We start from the raw sequence: 19,372 nt of genomic DNA on the forward strand, positions 1-19,372 counted from the left end.
TAAAAAGCTGCTCTTGCAGAGAGCAGCTTTTTTTTGTATTGCGTATTTGCAATAACTATCTAACCAACTAAAAAACCTAAAATTTAAAACTTAAACCTGTATACACGCCAATAAAATATGGTTGAAAATCACCAGAACTGTTATTGAATGTGTTTATTTGATATTTGAACATAGGCTCAAGATTTACTTTTAATTTTTCTGACACATTATAATTAACACCAATACCAAAATTTGCACTATAACTCGTACTATTAATATTTGTAGCTTCACCTATAAGTGTACTGTTTCCATTTACATTTGAGTAGACTTCGTTTTTGTCTAAAAATAATGTGCTGAAACCTCCAATAACATTCAAATCAATTTTTTTATTGATAATATTATATTCTACCTCAACAGGAATTTCAATAAAACCAATACGTTGGTCTAAAGAAGATTTTACATTTTCTGCTAATACCTGAGGTAGTGCTATAAAGCTTATAGACTCACTACTTAATATATTTGTACTTTGAGTATTACCATTAAATTTTATATTTCTTAATTGTGTATTTCCTTCAAAAGAAGAGTTTCCAACAAATGAGGCGTTTGTACTGTTGTAAACTATAACGTCATTAGTGTTGTACCCTAACGCTACTTTATTAATTCCTGCTCGTACTTTTAGTTTTTTGTTTATGGCATAGCTACCACCAACACCATAACTCATATTTATCTCACCATTTTTAGAATTGTCTACAAATTGCTGATCGATTGATGAGCCTTTTCCTAAAGAGTTAAAATACACGGGAGCAACGTTTGGAGATACGCTCCATCTTTTTAATTTTTCTTCATTTTCATCTTCTTCTTTCTCATTGGCATTAGCAATTGCATCCTCAATAGAAGTCTCTTTTTTGAGGTCTTCTAATTTTTCTTCAAGTATTAAATTTTCTTCTTCCTCAAGGTTTTCTTCGTTTTTTGCAATAGCAGTAATTGTTGATTTCTCATGGATTTGCTCTTTGTTAATAAGAGCATCAATCTCTGATTTACTTTTTAGAGTAATGTTAGGTTTAGGTAGATTTGAAGTGTTTTTCACTACAGAAATTTTTGTTTTATCTGTAGTAGTTTCATTTTTATAATGCTGTGATTTAGCATATAAATTTTTAATTATAGCATCAGTGTTTTGATTGTTTGTTTTAGTATTAGAGCTTTTGTTAGCAATTTCATTATTATGCTTTTCTGAAGTATTAGAAGTAAGTTTTAAACTGTTAGCTTCTGTTTTATTACTATTTATGGCATTATTCTCTTTTGTAACTATTTTTAGGTTTAGTTCTTCTGAAGGGTTTTTAACATTGTCTGTATTAGAAATTTGAGTATCTAAATTTGAGTTTTCAGTATTTACAATTGGGTTTGTTTGTATAGTATTGTTAGATGAATCGTTAAAAAAAGTACTACCAACTGTAAAAAGCAAAGCTAAAATTGCGGCAACTCCAGCTAATTTCCACCATATAGGAATAACTCTTCGTTTACGTTTATCTTTATGTAGCTCTTTTTCTATATTGTCCCAAACAGCATCGTTTGGGGAAGCTTCAAAGTTTTTTAGCTTCTCCTGAAAAAGCCTATCTATATGTTTTTTGTCACTCATTATAATGTTTGCGAATTTAAATTCGCTTTGTATTTTTCTATTTTTTCTTTTAAAATTAATCGAGCTCTCGCTAGATTAGATTTTGAGGTTCCTGTTGAAATGTTTAACATTTCAGCAACCTCTTTGTGAGAATAACCATCTAAAGCATATAAATTAAATACTAATCGATAACGATCTGGTAATTCTTGAATTATCTCTAACAAAAAATCGATACTTATTTCATCTTCATTTATTTCTACAGTTATGTCTTCTATTTGATCTTCATTAATAATATCAAATACACCAACACTTCTATAACATTGTAAAGCAGTGTTAATGGTAATTCGCTTCATCCAACCTTCTAAAGACCCTTTATTTTTAAACTGTGTTATTTTTTTAAAAATAGTTATAAATGCGTCTTGCAAATTATCTTCTGCTTCGGCATAATTTCTCGAATACTTTAAGCAAAGCGAAAATAGTTTACTCGCATGGAGCTTGTATATTTGGCTTTGAGCTTTAGCATCATTTTTTTTACATTGTTCTATGAGTTGCTCTAAACTCACATTGGTTAGGTATTTAGTTAATTTATTCTGTAACTGGCACTTCTACTATGTAATATAAATCATTGCCATTTTCGTCTTCGCCTTGCCAAAATTTAAACACATATGGACTCATATTATTAACCTGAAAATTAAAAGAAACTTCTACTTCTTCATTTGTAAATGTTTCACAGACTTCATCAGTGTAAACAGTATTAACTATAGCAACAGTACGCTGGTTTTCTTCACTTAAGTAATAAAAGTCATTAAAAACATGACATCCTGATGGTCTTAAGTATGAAAGTGAAATCTCATAAGTTTCTCCATATGCAAATTCTTCAGGAATAGTAACTGTTTCTACTGGTAAAATTTCATAATAAAAATTAGGCCCAGTCACTTCTGTGCTACAAGAGGATAAAAGTGCTATGATAAATAGACACAGAAAACTTATGTTTTTCATAGAATAAATAGATTTAGGATATACCTTTACAGAATGTAGATGCACTATTATTACAAAGGTTGCGTCTTAAAACCAAAAAATCTCATTTTAAATGAGATTTTTTGGTTTTAAGCGTTAGTCTTTATTATTTCTTTTACTTTACCTTCAAGCTCATCCATGAGTTCAGGGTTATCTTTAATCAAGCTTTTTACGGCATCTCTACCTTGCCCAAGTTTGGTTTCGTCATAACTAAACCAGGACCCACTTTTTTTAATGATTTCATGTTCTACAGCAATATCTAGTATTTCACCAACTTTTGATACGCCTTCACCATACATAATATCAAATTCTGCCATCTTAAAAGGAGGCGCAACTTTGTTTTTAACAACTTTAACTCTAGTTTTATTACCAGCTACACTACCATCACTTTGTTTAATTTGAGTAGACCGTCTAATATCTAATCTTACAGAGGCATAGAATTTAAGAGCATTTCCTCCAGTTGTAGTTTCTGGGTTTCCAAACATGACTCCAATCTTTTCACGTAATTGATTAATAAAAATAACTGTACAATTAGTTTTACTAATAGACCCCGTTAGCTTTCTTAGAGCTTGCGACATTAAACGTGCATGCAAACCCATTTTCGAATCTCCCATTTCACCTTCTATTTCACTTTTAGGTGTTAATGCAGCAACAGAATCAATAACAACGATATCTATAGCACCAGAACGAATTAGATTATCTGCAATCTCTAAAGCTTGCTCACCATTATCTGGCTGAGAAATAATTAAATTATCTATATCTACTCCAAGTTTTTCTGCGTAATAACGATCAAAAGCATGCTCAGCATCAATAAACGCAGCAATACCTCCAACTTTTTGCGCTTCAGCAATAGCATGAAGTGTTAACGTTGTTTTTCCAGAAGATTCAGGGCCATAAATTTCTATTACTCTACCACGTGGATATCCACCTACGCCTAATGCGATATCTAAACCAAGTGAACCAGAAGAAATGGCGTCGACATCTACAACAGCTTGGTCACTCATTTTCATTACTGTTCCTTTTCCGTAAGCCTTATCTAATTTATCTAAAGTTAACTTTAATGCTTTTAGTTTTGCGTCTTTTTCACTACTCATTTGTGTGTGCTTTTTCTTAATTGATATGACAGCTAAAATACGACATCTTTTAATTTTTTCAACTTTATGACGCAACCTTTTTGTTCTTTTTGCATCTACTAATTGAGATTGGAAAATCTTGCTATGAAAGAAATCGTTTTAGGACGATATATTCCATCTGAATTTTTAAAAAATACGACAGATGAAATTTTTTAAGAAAATTATTTTTAACAACGCATTAGGTGTTTCAGCTGCTGTAAGTGTAAATGGCAACTGTAAAGCCGATGGTGGCTAACTCGTATTATATTTTTAAGAACATTTTAAAAATATTGATAACGAGTTAGCCTAAAAAGCACTTTGGAAAGACCAAAGTGCTTTTTTATTTTAAAAAAATAAACCACTTAAAAGTATTATCTTTGCACAAAATAAATCTTTAACCTTAAAAATTAGTATAGCATGCAACTGTACAACAACTTAAGTAATAAAGAAAGAGCAGAACTTATTGAAAAAGCTGGAAAAGAACGCTTAACAATCTCTTTCTACAAGTATGCCAAAATTGGTAACACTCAAATTTTTAGGAATCATATGTTTTTAGCCTGGGATCAACAAGATGTCTTAGGAAGAATATATGTAGCTAAAGAAGGCATTAATGCACAGCTTTCTGTTCCTGCAGAGAATTTTGAAACTTTTAAAAAACACCTAGACACGATTTCGTTTTTAGAAAATGTGAGATTAAATATTGCTGTAGAGCATGATAATTTTGCGTTTTTAAAACTTAAAGTGAAAGTGCGTAATAAAATTGTTGCTGATGGACTTGAAGATGAAACTTTTGATGTAACAAATAAAGGAATACATGTTGGGGCAGAACAATTTAATGAACTAATTGAAGACAAAAATACAGTTCTGGTTGATATGCGTAACCATTACGAAAGTGAAATAGGACATTTTAAAAATGCTGTAACTCCAGATGTTGATACGTTTAGAGAATCTTTAGATTTGATTGAAGAAGATTTAAGAGCGCACAAAGAAGACAAAAAATTAGTCATGTATTGTACTGGAGGCATCCGTTGCGAAAAAGCAAGTGCATACTACAAGCATAAGGGATTTAAAAACGTATACCAACTGGAAGGCGGAATTATAAACTACGTGCGTCAGATTAATGAAAAAGGTCTTGAGAATAAATTTTTAGGCAAAAACTTTGTGTTTGATGAAAGGCGCTCTGAGCGTATTTCTGAAGATGTAATTGCCAACTGCCATCAATGCGGTAAACCTGCAGATTTGCATACTAACTGTGCAAATGAAGCTTGTCATCTATTATTTATTCAATGTAACGAATGTAAAGAGCAAATGGAAAACTGTTGCTCAGCAAACTGTATGGAGATTAATAAATTGCCATATGAGGAACAAAAAGCACTTCGTAAAGGACAAGGTAATAGTAATGATATATTTAAAAAAGGAAGAGCGAATCACTTACCTTTTAAAAAGGATTTAAGAAATATATTTGAATCGCAATCTAAATAAAAAAGGCTCCTAATTATTAGGAGCCTTTTTAGTTTATTCTTTAAGAACCTTAATTGTTTTCTTTTGATTTAGGTCATTTTTTAAGGATAAGAAATATACTCCATTAGAAAGATTTTCAAGGTTTAATGTTGAAATGCCTTCTGTGTCATTAGTTATGTCTCTAATCTTTTTTCCTAAGATATCTATAATTTCTACATTAATAACTTTACTACTTGTTTTTATGTTAATGATGTCCTTAAAAGGATTTGGGTATATTGAAGTTGCGCTAAAATCGTTCTCATCTAGGCTCAAAGTTCCTACATTAAAATTATGAGTAATTGTTTCTCCACCAAAAGTTGCTCGCCATTTCCATTCGCCTTCCATATCAAAATAACCACTATAATACCAATAATAGTACCAAGATGAAGCTGTGTTCATAGGGCCGACTATGACATCCCAAACACCAAATAAAGACGAACCATCTGGTCTAATAATTTCAAGGTTTATAATATCACCAGCGGTCTGATCTCTTAGATAAATAGCAAAATATATTGTGTCGCTAGTTTCAAAGTCATTATTTATATATGGTGTTTCTGTTGTAGGGCAAGCAGGAAAGATATTAGGAGCTTGGCTATGTGTTAATACTGCATTGATTCCTGGGTTTTTATAGGGTTTTTGGTTTTGCCACCAAGAATCACCATTCATATTATTACAACTTCCAGAATAAGGGTCAACTAGCTGAGTGTAGTTGTCATCTGTATAAACTTCAAAATGTAAATGAGGTCCAGTTGAGTTTCCAGAACTCCCAACAATACCAAGATATTCACCTTGAGTAACTATATCGCCTACATTTTTTGAAGTAAGCGACCCATTTTTCATATGCCCATACCAAGCCACACTACCATCACTATGTTGAACATATACTGCGTTCCATGGGTTGTTGTTAAAATTACAACTTCTATCAAATTGACCATCACCTTTAGCAATAATTTGACCTGTAGCTGCAGCAATAATTTCTACGCTATCATCATCCATTAACTTCCAAGTAAAAGGCCAAGTATATATATCTAGACCTTGATGGTTATATGTTGGAGTATCATAAGTGGTTGCGCCACAGTTATAATCTAGTAATGCATTAGGATTAATATTATGATCAACATAGCCAGAAATAGACCAAACATGATTAAAAGTAACACCACCAGCTTTTTGTATTGGCCAAATAAATAAGGGGTGATTGCCTCTATACTCAACATTTGAGGTTAATTTATTTTGAGATCTTAATAGTAAAGTGTTTTTTTTTAATAATTTTTTCACCTCTAATCTTTGAGCAGGAGTTAAACAAGGTTTTTGAGATTCATTAAAGACATATTCTCCGCCACCAGAAGGCTCATTAAAGATTTGTGCATTTCCAAAATTTATAAAAAGGAATGTAAAAAAGAATAGTGTAATTTTAGACAGCATAATTATGAGTTTTAAGGTTACAAATTAATATCGCTTTTATTTAAAAAAGTGAGCAAGTATAGTAAACAATGCGTCTTAGGAAGAAAATAAAGATACAAAAACAAATTGTAAAACAATAGAAATCAATATATTATATTTTAAAGGTGCTGGTGAGTACGTATGTTCTCTACTTAATAAATAATCTTATCTTTACGTTTTAAATAAATTACTAATCTTCATTCGTTATAAGTTATAACGAATTTTATATATATTTTATGAGTTGTAACAGTTGCTCAACTGGAAAAGACGGTCAGCCAAAAGGATGTAAAAACAATGGCACTTGTGGCACAGATAGTTGCAATAAACTTACGGTTTTTGATTGGCTTTCTAACATGTCATTACCTCAAGGAGAAGAACCGTTTAAAGGCACTGAGGTGCGTTTTAAGAACGGAAGAAAACAGTATTATAAAAACACAGAAAATCTATCATTAAGCATTGGTGATATTGTCGCTACTCAAGCTCAATCTGGTCATGATATAGGGATGGTTACACTAACAGGAGAATTGGTTAAAATTCAAATGAAACGTAAAAAAGTTGATATTGATGATAAGGAGAGTGTTTTAAAAATTTACAGAAAAGCAAGTCAGAAAGATATAGATATTTGGTCTTCAGCAAGAGATAAAGAAGAACCAATGAAAGTTAAAGCGCGTCAATTTGCTATTGATTTAAATCTGAAAATGAAAATTTCAGATATTGAATATCAAGGTGATGCAAGTAAAGCTACATTTTATTATACAGCAGAAGAACGTGTTGATTTTAGAGAGTTGATTAAAGTGTTTGCTAAAGAGTTTAGAACGCGAATAGAAATGAAACAGGTTGGGTTTAGGCAAGAAGCGGCTCGACTAGGTGGTATTGGATCTTGCGGAAGAGAATTGTGTTGTTCTACATGGTTAACAGATTTTAGATCAGTAAGCACATCTGCAGCTAGATATCAGCAACTATCATTAAACCCATTAAAACTTGCAGGGCAATGTGGTAAATTAAAATGTTGTTTAAATTATGAGTTAGATGCTTATCTAGATGCATTAAAAGCATTTCCTAAAACAGATACAAAACTATACACAGAAAAAGGAACAGCAGTATGTCAAAAAACCGATATATTTAAAGGACATATGTGGTATGCCTATGAAGGCGAATGGATGAATTGGCACGTATTAACTACGCAGCAGGCAAATGAAATTATTGAAAAAAATAAGAAAAAGCAAAAAGTTGCTAGCCTAGAAGAGTATGCTGCATTGTTGTTAGTAGATACTAAAGTTGAGTTTGAAAACGTTGTTGGTCAAGATAGTTTAACACGATTTGATAGTCCAAAACGTAAAAACAAACGTAAAAATAATAGAGGAAAACAAAGACGAAATAATAAGCCACGAAACAATGCTAAAAAATAGTTGCTGGATTACTACTTTAATAGTATGCTTAATAGTATTTAGTTCTTGTGATTCTAATAGAGTGTTTGATGAGTATAAATCTGTACCAAATCAATGGCATAAAGATTCTATAATCTCATTTAATATTACACCTCCAGACTCAACAAATGCCTATAACTTATTTGTAAATCTTAGAAACACTAACGATTATAAATACAGTAATTTGTTTTTAATTGTTGATATAGATTTTCCTAACGGAAAAACAATAAAAGACACTTTAGAATACCAGATGGCACAACCTGACGGAAAGCTTTTAGGCGTTGGTTTTACAGATGTAAAAGAAAATAAATTATGGTATAAAGGGCAAGACGATAACCCTTTTGTTTTTAATGAATCTGGTATATATAAAGTAAACATTCAACATGCTATGAGAGAGAATGGCAAGGTTAATGGTGTTGATAACCTTGAAGGAATTACCGATATTGGGTTTAGAGTAGAACAGTTACAAACAAATTAATTATGGCTAAAAAAACAGCAAAGAAAAAACAAGCTACAACCTTAGATTTTTCTAAGTATGTACGTTGGTTTTGGATGACCTTTTTGGGAGGTGTTTTAGCAGTTATTTTAATATTTCTTTTAGCTTCTTGGGGTGTTTTTGGTGAGTTGCCAGACCACACACAATTAGAAAACCCATCAACACACCTAGCTACAGAAATTATTTCTTCGGATGCTAAAACAATTGGTAAATTTTATTTAAAAGATAACAGAACTCCTGTTGATTATAGTGAGCTACCACAACATTTAGTTGATGCGTTAATTGCAACAGAAGATGCACGTTATCGAGACCATTCTGGTATTGATGCTGTAGGGACTTTAAGGGCTTTTTTCTTTTTAGGGAAAAGAGGTGGAGCCAGTACGATTTCTCAACAATTGGCTAGACAATTATTTGTTGGAGTAGCTTCTAAAAGCACAATTAGTAGACTTACTCAAAAATTTAAAGAGTGGATTATTGCTACACGTTTAGAACGTCAATATACAAAGGAAGAAATTATAGCGATGTATTTTAACATCTACGATTTTGGTAATAATGCAGATGGTATTAGGAGTGCTTCTAGTATTTATTTTAATAAAGAACCTAGAGATTTAAGCTTAAAAGAATCTGCCATGCTTGTTGGCATGTTTAAAAACTCTTCATTATATAACCCTAGAAGAAATTCTGTAGGTGTAAAAAATAGACGTAATGTGGTGTTGGGACAAATGGGGAAATATAACTATATAACCGAAACAATTAAAGACTCACTTCAAAGTACGGAGTTAGATATAAAATATACACCTCAATCACATCGTGATGGGATTGCTACTTATTTTAGAGCATATCTTAATAAGTTTATGAAAGATTGGATTAAAAATAATCCAAAACAAAACGGCGAAAAGTATAATTTATATAATGACGGATTAAAAATATATACAACTATTGATTCCCGAATGCAAAAGTATGCTGAGGCAGCTGTGCAAAAACATATGCCGAGACTTCAAGCCGAATTTGATAACCAAAATACACCCAAACGAAATCCTACAGCACCTTTTTTAGAACTTGATAAATCTGAAATAGATAAATTATTGAATGACGCTATGAAGCGTGGTGAACGTTGGAGGATTTTAAAAGAAAAAGGAAAAACAGATAAAGAAATTAAAGCGTCATTTTATAAACCAACAGAAATGACTGTTTTTAAATGGAAAGACGGAAAAGCTTCAGAGGTTGATACAATTATGAAGCCTATAGATTCTATGCGTTATTATAAATCATTTTTACATCCAGGAATGATGTCTATGGATCCGCTAACAGGTCATGTTAAAGCTTGGGTAGGCGGCATGAATTATAGACATTTTCAATACGATCATGTAAAACAAGGTAAACGACAAGTAGGTTCTACATTCAAACCTTTTGTATATGCAACAGCAATAGATCAATTACACTTATCACCTTGTGATACATTGCCAAGACAGCAAATCACTATTGAAGCTAATAAGTTTGGAAACCCAGAACCTTGGACTACCAAAAACTCTGATGGAAGATATGATGGCTCTTTAACATTAAAGGCAGCGTTAGCAAATTCAGTAAATACAATCACAGCACGTTTAATGGATAAAGTTGGGCCACAACCAGTTATCGATATGGCTAAACGACTTGGCGTAGAGGAAGATATTCTAGCGGTACCTTCAATTGCATTAGGAACAGAGATTTTAAGTGTTTACGAAATGGTTGCAGCTTACTCAACCTTTGCAAATAAAGGTGTTTATAATAAGCCAGTTATGGTAACTCGCATTGAAGATAAAAACGGAACAATTTTATACCAATTTACACCAGAAAGTAGAGATGTATTAAGTGAAGAAGTCTCATACGTTACCGTTAATTTAATGCAAGGAGTTACAGAAAGTGGATCAGGACAACGTTTAAGGCATAATTGGGCATCTAAAGTACCTGTATATAAAGAGATAATCACAGGTTATCCTTACGGTTTTGATAATCCAATTGCAGGAAAAACAGGTACTACACAAAACCAAAGTGATGGTTGGTTTATGGGTATGGTTCCTAATTTAGTAACCGGTGTTTGGGTAGGAGCAGAAGATAGAGCAGCTCATTTTAAAACTATCACATATGGTCAAGGCGCATCTATGGCTTTGCCAATTTGGGGAATGTATATGAAAAGCTGTTATGAAGATGCTGAGTTGGGTATTTCTAAAGGTAATTTCGAAAAACCTAACGACTTATCTATAAAAGTAGATTGTAGTAAACGAGATGAAGATGCTTTAATAGATAGTAATCCCGTTGATGAACTAAAAGATGTATTAGATTTCTAAAAAAAAACCAAAGCCATTCGTTTCAGAATGGCTTTTTTATTTCGTAATTTTCGACTACAAAATTTATAAAAATGATTAGTAAAAAAGTTGCTGATGTAACAACAGCTTTACAAGGTGTAAAAGACAATATGACTTTTATGCTAGGAGGCTTTGGCTTGTCTGGTATTCCAGAAAATTCTATTGCAGAGTTAGTAAGGCTTAATGTAAAAGGTGTTACATGTATATCTAACAATGCAGGCGTAGATGATTTTGGGCTTGGGTTATTGCTTCAAAAGCATCAAATAAAAAAAATGGTATCGTCTTATGTAGGTGAGAATGATGAATTTGAAAGGCAAATGCTTTCAGGTGAATTAGATGTAGAATTAATTCCACAAGGAACCTTAGCAGAACGTTGCAGAGCAGCACAAGCGGGTTTTCCAGCTGTTTACACACCAGCAGGCTTTGGAACAGAAGTAGCAGAAGGAAAAGAAACTAGAGAATTTAACGGAAAAATGTATGTATTAGAACATGCATTCAAGGCAGATTTTGCATTCATTAAAGCTTGGAAAGGTGATGAAGCTGGTAATTTAATTTTTAAAGGAACGGCTAGAAATTTTAATCCTAACATGTGTGGTGCAGCAAAGACAACCGTTGTTGAGGTAGAAGAGTTAGTTCCTGTTGGAACTTTAGACCCTAATCAAGTTCATATTCCAGGAATTTTTGTGCAGCGTATTTTTCAAGGAAAGGCTTACGAAAAGCGAATAGAGCAACGAACAGTTAGACAAAGAAATTAAGAATTATGTTAGATAAAAACGGAATTGCACAACGTATAGCAAAGGAAGTTCAAGATGGATACTATGTAAACCTTGGTATTGGTATTCCTACTTTAGTTGCTAATTATGTTAGAGAAGATATAGAAGTTGAATTTCAGAGTGAAAATGGGGTTTTAGGAATGGGGCCATTTCCATTTGAAGGCGATGAAGATGCAGATATTATTAATGCAGGAAAACAAACCATAACAACATTACCGGGAGCTAGTTTTTTCGATTCTGCTTTAAGTTTCGCAATGATTAGAGGTCAACACGTAGACTTAACTATTCTTGGCGCAATGGAAGTTGCAGAAAATGGAGATATAGCAAATTGGAAAATCCCTGGGCGTATGGTTAAAGGAATGGGTGGCGCAATGGACTTAGTTGCAAGTGCAGAAAACATAATTGTGGCTATGATGCATACAAATAAACGAGGAGAGTCTAAACTTCTTAAAAAATGCTCGCTACCTTTAACAGGTGTAGGCTGCGTTAAAAAAGTAGTTACAAACCTTGCGGTATTAGAAGTTACTGCTAATGGGTTTAAATTACTTGAGCGTGCTCCAGGTGTTTCGGTTGAAGATATTAAAAATGCCACAGAAGGCACATTGATTATTGAAGGTGATATACCAGAAATGAAAATTTAAAATCAATAAATTTGTAGGAAAAATCTATTTTAAATGCATTAAATGTTAAAATTTAATGCATTTCATCGATTTATTGTGCTTTTTAGCTGATTAATTGAAAATATGTTACATATTAGCTAAACCAAATCGAAACAACCAAATTTACCATAAACCTAATTTATGATTTGCCCCAAATCTATCATGAATTTTTAACTTATGAATCAAATTGCCCCAAATCTACCAAAACCTACTTTTTTTGAAAACAAGTTTTTTTCAAGTTTTCAAAGTACTTTAAGACTTTTTAAAAATATCTTAACCTTAACTAAAAAAATATTCATGCTATAATCCTTTTGGGATAGCATGAATTAATTTTTTAGTGTATTCTTTTTGTGGTGAATCGTAGATAATATCTGCATCTGCCATTTCTTCAATTTCTCCTTTATTCATAACAATGAGTTGGTCAGACATATATTTTACAACTGCTAAATCATGTGAAATAAAGATATATGTAAATTTAAAGTTCTCTTTTAAATCATTCAATAAGTTTAAAACTTGTGCTTGAACAGAAATATCTAGTGCAGATACAGACTCATCACAAATAATAAGCTTTGGTTCTAAAGCAATAGCTCTGGCAATACCAATTCTTTGGCGTTGTCCTCCAGAAAATTCATGTGGATATCTATTAAAAGAAGAATGGTCTAAACCAACTTTGTCGAGTAAATCTAAAACTAGTGTTTTTCGTTGTATATCATTTGTACCAATATTATGAACTTTCATGGGTTCCGTAATAGCTTTGCCTACAGAAATTCTTGGATTTAATGATGCGTAAGGGTCTTGAAAAATAATTTGTATGTCTTTTCTTAGCTTACGAGTTTCAATTTTAGATAGTTTGGTAATGTCTTTTCCGTTATAAAGTATTGAGCCTTTAGTTGCTTTATCTAATAATAAAATAGCATTTGCTAAAGTTGATTTTCCACAACCAGATTCTCCTACTAATCCTAAAGTTTCGCCTTCAAATAATTTAAAGCTTACATTATTGACTGCTTTAAAGGATTCTGGTTTAGAAAACCATCCAGATTTAGAAATATATTCTTTTTCTAGATTAACAACCTCTAATAATGGAGAACCTTCATAAAGTTTCTCATGAGATTCATGACGTTGCTCTTTTGTGATGTATTCAGCTTTAGGTTGTTCATTTAGATAATCCTTAATTGTAGGTAATCGCCTTAAGCGATTGTTTAGTGATGGTTTTGAGCTTAACAAAGCTTTAGTATATGTATGATTTGGGTTTTTAAAAACATCACTAACATTACCTTGTTCAACAATTTTACCTTGGTACATAACTAAAACTCTGTCTGCAATTTCTGAGACTAAAGAAAGATCATGAGAAATGAAAATAATACTCATGTCTTCGTCTTTTTGTAATTGTTTTAAAAGTAAAATAATGTCTTTTTGTACTGTAACATCTAAAGCAGTAGTTGGTTCGTCTGCAATTAAAATTTTTGGTTTGCAAGCTATAGCCATTGCAATCATAACGCGTTGTTTCTGTCCTCCAGAAATTTCATGCGGATATGCATTGTATACTCTTTCAGGTAATGGTAATTTTACTTTTTCAAAAAGTAAAACAGTTTCTTCTTTTGCTTCTTTTTTTGATAAGTTAGTATGCTGTAATAGAATTTCTTGTACTTGTTTTCCGCAAGTCATAGATGGGTTTAGAGAACTCATTGGTTCTTGAAATATCATAGCAATGGTATGACCTCTTATTTCTTGAAATTTCTTGTTGGATAACTGTGTTAAATCTTGTTCATTAAAAAGGATAGAGCCACTAGTAATTTTTGATATTCGCTTTGGTAATAATCCAAGTATAGCAAGTGATGATACAGATTTTCCTGAGCCAGATTCACCAACGATTCCAAGGATTTCATTTGTATTTAAATAATATGAAATATCATGTATAATTTCTTTTTCTTCTTTATTAGAAAAAAAAGAAATAGATAAGTTGTTTATGCTAAGTAAATTTTCATTTTGCATAGGTAAATGTAGTCATTTTCTCCAGTTTAATTACGGAAAAACCGTAACCAAAAATTATATCAATGCATTTTAACGAAAACGTCAAAATTAAATTTTCATATTAATAAAATTTTAATACTTTCATGCGGTTTTAAAAATAATATGAATACTTTTTTTACGAAAAATTTATTTTTAAAACATAAAAACAAAAGAATTATCAAAATTCGTTTAACCATTTTAATAACCATCTAACATGAGAATTAAATTACTCTTGCTCATTGTATTAATGAGTACAAGTTTTGCTATGTCACAAAGTAAAGCACTTTGGCAAAAACAATCATTTGACAAAACATCTAGAATTAAATTTAGTAAACAAAATTTACCTCAAACCCAGATTTTTAATTTAAATATCGAAGGGTTAAAGCAGGCTTTAATTGAAGCCCCAAAGAGAAAACAATTTTCAACACCATCTAATGTGGTTTTGTCGTTTCCTAATTCTGAAGGAAAGCTTGAAAGTTTCAGAATTGTTGAAGCATCTGTTCTTCACCCAGATTTAGCAGAAAGATATCCAGATATTAAATCTTATGCAGGACAAGGCATTGAAGATCCTACTTCGGTAATTAGATTTAGTGTATCGCCTTTAGGATTTCAAAGTATGAGATTATCAGCTAACAAACCAGCTTCTTTTATTGAGGCTTATACAGAAGACTTAAGTCAGTATGTAGTTTTTAAAAGAGCAGATAAAATAGATTACACAAACGATTTTGAATGTTCTGTTACTGATAGTATGAACAGAAGTTTTGATAATGGAAATGATGTTGCTTATAGAAATGCTGATGACGGTATTTTAAGAACATATAGATTAGCTGTTTCTACAACTGGAGAATACACAGCTTATCATGGAGGAACAAAAGCACTAGCATTAGCAGCAATTAATGCAACAATGACTCGTGTAAATGGCGTTTTTGAAAATGAGTTTAATGTTACTATGGTTTTAATTGCCAATAACGATACTGTAATTTATACAAACTCAGGTAATGATCCTTATACTTCTTCGGGTAGTTATAATGGACAATTACAATCAACATTAACGAGTAATATTGGCGAATCTAATTATGATATTGGACATTTATTTGCTAGAGCATCAAATAACGGTAATGCTGGATGCATTGGTTGTGTATGTGTAAATAACCAAAAAGGTAGCGGGTTTACATCTAGAACAGATCCAGAAGGAGATCCCTTTGATATTGATTATGTAGCACATGAAATAGGGCACCAATTTGGAGGAAACCACACATGGACATTTAATGGTAATGAAGGGACAAATGCTCAAATGGAGCCAGGAAGCGGTTCTACAATTATGGGTTATGCAGGAATTACTGGAGCTACAGATGTACAATCTAATAGTGATCCATATTTTCACGCAAGATCAATAGAGCAAATAACAGATTATATTAAGACAACAAGTTGTCAAACAAATACTAATACAGGAAATGCTGTGCCAACAGCTAATGCTGGATTAAATTATACAATTCCAAAAGGAACAGCTTTTGTTTTAGATGGTTCTGGATCAGATTCAAATGGAGGAGATGTATTAACGTATTGCTGGGAGCAATATGATGAGAACAATGCATCAACTACATATCCAAGTGTAACAGCAACATCTGGTGTTGCATTTAGATCCTATAGCCCTACAACAGATACAAAACGTTATTTCCCTAGATTATCTACAATTAAATCTGGAGCTACATCATGGCAATGGGAAGCAGTTCCTAATGTTGCTCGTTCATTAAATTTTAGAATGACAGTTAGAGATAACAGAGCTGGAGGTGCAAATAATAATAGTGATGATATGGTAGTTACTGTTAACGGAACCGCTGGACCATTTGTAGTAAATACACCTAACTCTAATGTAACATGGAGTGCTGGTTCAACACAAGCTGTAACATGGGATGTAGCAGGAACTACAGGCAATGGAGTTAATGCAGCAAATGTTGATATATTTTTATCAACCGATGGCGGAGATACATATCCAATTGCTTTAGCAACAGGAGTTGCAAATGATGGATCTCATGATATAGTAGTGCCAAATAATCAAGGTTCAACTAATAGAGTTATGGTAAAAGGAGCAAATAATATCTTTTTTGATATCTCTAATTCAAACTTTACGATATCAGGTCAGGTAGTTTGTAATGCAAATGTGCCAAATGGATTAGCAGCTTCTAGTGTAGGATCAACAACTGCAACTTTAAGTTGGGATGCTGTACCTGGAGCAACATATGATTTAAGATACAGAACAGTTGGGTCATCTTCATGGACAACAAGTGCGGTTGCAGGTATTTCTTCAGCATTAACTAACTTAAGTGCATTAACACAATATGAAGCTCAGGTAAGAAGTAAATGTACTGGAGGAAGTAATTCAGCATATAGTAGTTTGGTTAATTTTACAACGACAGAAGTGCAATTAAATTACTGTGCATCTAGCGGAAACACTTCGTATCAAACAGGAGTTTCACGAGTTATATTTGGATCAATAGATAATGCTGATGGTCCAGCAAAAGATGTCGGATATGAAGACTTTACTAATATAAGTACAACAGTTACTCAATCTACATCAGAAAATTTAACTGTATATGTAAATACAGATGGTAATTATAGAGTTGATGCATTTGCTTGGATTGATTGGAATAAAGATGGAGATTTCGGAGATAGTGGAGAAGCTTACGATTTAGGTAATATAAGTAATGTAGCTAATGGTGCTTTACCAACTTTGTCTATTGCTGTCCCTGGAAATGCTCAGTTAGGAAGCACAAGAATGAGGGTTTCTGCAAGATACAATTCAGATCCAACTTCGTGTCAAACAAACTTCGATGGTGAAGTTGAAGATTATACTATTATTGTTGAAGCTAACGGACCTGATACAATAGCGCCAGTAATAACATTAAATGGCGCATCTACAATTAATTTAAACGTTGGAGATTCTTATACAGATCAAGGCGCAACGGCAACAGATAATGTAGATGGAGATTTAACGTCAAGTATTGTAACAACAGGTTCTGTAAATACTGCTATAGCAGGAACATATTCAATAAATTATAATGTTAGTGATGCAGCTGGTAATGCAGCAACTCAAGTTATTAGAACAATAAATGTAATTGCAGATACTACAAAACCAGTTATAACTTTAATAGGAGCTTCTACAATTAGCATAAATGTTGGAGACTCATATACAGATCAAGGCGCAACGGCAACAGATAATGTAGATGGAGATTTAACATCAAGTATTGTAACAACAGGTTCAGTAAATACAGCTTTAGCAGGAACCTATTCAATAAATTATAATGTTAGCGATGCAGCAGGTAATCCTGCAGATACAGTTACTAGAACAGTAAATGTTAATGAAGTTGTAGATAATGTAGCACCGGTAATTACTTTGGTTGGTGCTTCAACAATTAATTTAACTGTAGGAGATTCTTATACAGACCAAGGCGCAACAGCAATAGATAATGTAGATGGAGACTTAACGTCAAGTATTGTAACAACAGGTTCAGTAAATACAGCTGTGGCTGGAACATATTCAATAAATTACAATGTTAGTGATGCAGCAGGAAATACAGCGGCACAAGTTACTAGAACAGTAAATGTTTCTGAACCATCTTCAGGATGTTCAGGAGGTATTTCTAGCTTCCCTTATTCTGAAGGATTTGAAAACACATTAGGAGCTTGGACGCAATCATCATCAGATGATATTGATTGGACTGTTGATGCAAATGGAACACCATCAAGTAACACAGGACCAGCAAGTGCATCACAAGATACTTACTACGTATATGTTGAAGCATCTGTTAATGGAGAGGGATATCCTGATAAACGCGCGATTTTAAATTCGCCTTGTTTTGATTTAAGCGGATTATCTACACCAACATTTAGTTTTGACTATCATATGTATGGTGCTTCAGATATGGGAACAATTACTCTTGAAGCAAGTACTGATGATGGAGGCTCTTGGACAAGCATCTGGAATGAATCTGGAAACAAAGGAAACTCTTGGTTGACAGCAAATGTTGATTTAAGTGCTTATGCAGGTGGAACAGTTCAGTTAAGATTTAACAGATTTGTTGGTAGTACTTGGCAAGCAGATATAGCTATAGATAATGTTAGTTTATCAGAGCCTGTTGCTCCAACATGTAATGATGGCATTCAAAATGGAGATGAAACAGGAGTTGATTGTGGAGGTTCTTCTTGCACACCTTGTTCTACAAGTGATGTTGTATTAAATGAAGGTTATTTTGAAACTGGCTGGGATGGCTGGGTTGACGGAGGAAGCGATGCTTTTAGATATTCTGGCAGCAGATCTTATGAAGGATCATACTCTATTAGACTTAGAGATAATACAAATTCATCTACAATGACGTTGTCTAATATAGATGTGACACCTTATTCTCAAGTTGTGGTTGACTTCTATTTCTATGTGCTAAGTATGGAGAATGGCGAAGATTTTTGGTTACAATTCTATGATGGATCAAGCTATATTACTGCAGCTTCTTGGGTTGCTGGATCAGGTATAGAAAACAATAATTTCTATAATGCTACAGTAACTTTAACTCCAGCACAGTATAATTTTGCAGTAAATTCTGGATTTAGATTTAGATGTGATGCATCAGGAAATCAAGATTATATTTATATAGATCAAGTTACCATTACAGGAACAAATTCTGGTAGAGGTGGTAAAGATAACTTAGCTCTTGTTGGATCATTAGATGCTTCTGTAGGATTTGAAGAAGATTTCAGATTATATCCTAACCCAGTAAAAGGAGATGTACTTAATATTGAATTACCAGAAGGTGAAAAATTCTCTTACACAATTAAAAATATGGTTGGGCAAACCATAGATAGAGGAAGTTCTGAAGGAAAAGTTAATATTAGTAAACTAGAATCCGGAATGTATTTTATTGAAGTTAATGATGGAGAAGACATCATGATTAAAAAGTTTATGAGAAGGTAAACACTAACCATTTACTTTAATGAAAAGCCTCGA

General features: G+C 32.6%; 13 protein-coding genes. 7 read left to right on the forward strand and 6 right to left on the reverse strand.

The window, feature by feature from the left end; translation table 11 throughout:
• Positions 1-76: 76 nt before the first annotated feature.
• From BXY80_RS04855 to recA, 4 genes are all read right to left on the reverse strand, one after another.
• On the reverse strand, positions 77-1,615 hold the full coding sequence (locus BXY80_RS04855) for a hypothetical protein (RefSeq protein ID WP_120200069.1): 1,539 nt from the start codon (positions 1,613-1,615) through the stop codon (positions 77-79).
• Positions 1,615-2,157, reverse strand: a complete 543-nt coding sequence (locus BXY80_RS04860) for an RNA polymerase sigma factor (RefSeq protein WP_120200070.1) — start codon at positions 2,155-2,157, stop codon at positions 1,615-1,617. The genes BXY80_RS04855 and BXY80_RS04860 overlap by 1 nt, the downstream gene beginning before the upstream one ends.
• Positions 2,158-2,179: 22 nt before the next feature.
• On the reverse strand, positions 2,180-2,593 hold the full coding sequence (locus BXY80_RS04865) for a hypothetical protein (protein WP_147376100.1): 414 nt from the start codon (positions 2,591-2,593) through the stop codon (positions 2,180-2,182).
• A gap of 107 nt (positions 2,594-2,700) precedes the next feature.
• Positions 2,701-3,705: a recombinase RecA gene (gene recA, locus BXY80_RS04870; RefSeq protein ID WP_120200072.1), complete on the reverse strand. Its 1,005-nt coding sequence runs from the start codon at positions 3,703-3,705 to the stop codon at positions 2,701-2,703.
• Between the two features lie 435 nt (positions 3,706-4,140).
• On the opposite strand from recA, the gene trhO reads away from it, so the two are divergent.
• A complete protein-coding gene (gene trhO / locus BXY80_RS04875; protein WP_120200073.1) occupies positions 4,141-5,205 on the forward strand; it encodes an oxygen-dependent tRNA uridine(34) hydroxylase TrhO in 1,065 nt (354 codons plus the stop codon).
• A 33-nt stretch (positions 5,206-5,238) separates the two neighbouring features.
• Here trhO and BXY80_RS04880 read toward each other — a convergent pair whose 3' ends face one another.
• Complete coding sequence (locus BXY80_RS04880; protein WP_120200074.1) at positions 5,239-6,645, reverse strand: peptidoglycan DD-metalloendopeptidase family protein; 1,407 nt, start codon at positions 6,643-6,645, stop codon at positions 5,239-5,241.
• Between the two features lie 254 nt (positions 6,646-6,899).
• On the opposite strand from BXY80_RS04880, the gene BXY80_RS04885 reads away from it, so the two are divergent.
• The 5 genes from BXY80_RS04885 to BXY80_RS04905 all read left to right on the forward strand — a co-directional run bounded on the left by BXY80_RS04885 (position 6,900) and on the right by BXY80_RS04905 (position 12,345).
• On the forward strand, positions 6,900-8,072 hold the full coding sequence (locus BXY80_RS04885) for a PSP1 domain-containing protein (protein WP_120200075.1): 1,173 nt from the start codon (positions 6,900-6,902) through the stop codon (positions 8,070-8,072).
• On the forward strand, positions 8,059-8,568 hold the full coding sequence (locus tag BXY80_RS04890; RefSeq protein ID WP_120200076.1) for a gliding motility lipoprotein GldH: 510 nt from the start codon (positions 8,059-8,061) through the stop codon (positions 8,566-8,568). The genes BXY80_RS04885 and BXY80_RS04890 overlap by 14 nt, the downstream gene beginning before the upstream one ends.
• 2 nt (positions 8,569-8,570) lie before the next feature.
• On the forward strand, positions 8,571-10,913 hold the full coding sequence (locus BXY80_RS04895) for a penicillin-binding protein 1A (protein ID WP_120200077.1): 2,343 nt from the start codon (positions 8,571-8,573) through the stop codon (positions 10,911-10,913).
• A gap of 71 nt (positions 10,914-10,984) precedes the next feature.
• Positions 10,985-11,686 (forward strand): CoA transferase subunit A, encoded by a 702-nt coding sequence (locus tag BXY80_RS04900; protein ID WP_120200078.1) that lies wholly within the window; start codon positions 10,985-10,987, stop codon positions 11,684-11,686.
• A 5-nt stretch (positions 11,687-11,691) separates the two neighbouring features.
• Positions 11,692-12,345, forward strand: a complete 654-nt coding sequence (locus tag BXY80_RS04905) for a 3-oxoacid CoA-transferase subunit B (protein WP_120200079.1) — start codon at positions 11,692-11,694, stop codon at positions 12,343-12,345.
• A 318-nt stretch (positions 12,346-12,663) separates the two neighbouring features.
• Here BXY80_RS04905 and BXY80_RS04910 read toward each other — a convergent pair whose 3' ends face one another.
• Positions 12,664-14,355, reverse strand: a complete 1,692-nt coding sequence (locus BXY80_RS04910; RefSeq protein WP_120200080.1) for an ABC transporter ATP-binding protein — start codon at positions 14,353-14,355, stop codon at positions 12,664-12,666.
• Positions 14,356-14,587: 232 nt separating this feature from the next.
• Between BXY80_RS04910 and BXY80_RS04915 the strand changes: the two genes are divergently transcribed.
• Positions 14,588-19,339, forward strand: a complete 4,752-nt coding sequence (locus BXY80_RS04915; protein ID WP_120200081.1) for an immunoglobulin-like domain-containing protein — start codon at positions 14,588-14,590, stop codon at positions 19,337-19,339.
• Positions 19,340-19,372 lie beyond the last annotated feature (33 nt).

Source organism: Ichthyenterobacterium magnum (assembly GCF_003610635.1).
Classification (GTDB): domain Bacteria; phylum Bacteroidota; class Bacteroidia; order Flavobacteriales; family Flavobacteriaceae; genus Ichthyenterobacterium; species Ichthyenterobacterium magnum.